The sequence below is a fragment of the Roseibium sp. ROS1 genome (genome assembly GCF_054658215.1).
On sequence record NZ_BAAGIG010000030.1, the window covers coordinates 1 to 617 of the forward strand.

Genomic DNA, 617 nt, shown 5'->3' on the forward strand with positions numbered 1-617 from the left:
GATGCGCCCCTGGCGCATCAAAAAGATCATTTTAAGTGCGCTACCGCCCTTCGGGCTGCTTGAGCGCGTTTGAAATGATCCATACGGCCAACGTCCTGGAACCTTCGTCCCAGGCGAGGCCGACCAAAACATCAAAAAAATATATAGACCAGTTCACGCAAATTGCGCTTCGCCGGCCTGGTGGCCCTAGCGGGGAGCCCCCACCCGATCCCATCCCGAACTCGGCCGTGAAACTCCCCAGCGCCAATGGTACTGCATCTTAAGGTGTGGGAGAGTAGGTCGCCGCCAGGCCTGCAAATCGCAATTTGAAACCTCTTCAACTTGTTTGCCGCTCACGCGCGCACCGCCCTAAAGGGCTGCGCTCCGCGCGGGCAGCCTGACCGGCCGGCGGCCACTCGGCCTTGCCTCCGCTGCGCTCCGGATCTCTTATCCCATATCAGCGCAGTCTTCCGGTCAAACCGAAACATAAGGGTATCCCCAAAAGGGACCAAACCCACTTGGACCAAACGCGCAGCGCGCCAAGGACAAACAAAAAAACAACGCGGGATGGAGCAGCCCGGTAGCTCGTCAGGCTCATAACCTGAAGGTCGCAGGTTCAAATCCTGCTCCCGCAACCA

1 tRNA gene and 1 rRNA gene are annotated in these 617 nt (G+C 58.7%); both read left to right on the plus strand.

Annotated features, from left to right (window positions below):
• Nucleotides 1-176 precede the first annotated feature (176 nt).
• Nucleotides 177-291, plus strand: a 5S ribosomal RNA gene (gene rrf / locus ACYQ6M_RS30355).
• A 249-nt stretch (nucleotides 292-540) separates the two neighbouring features.
• A tRNA-Met gene (locus ACYQ6M_RS30360) sits at nucleotides 541-617 on the plus strand.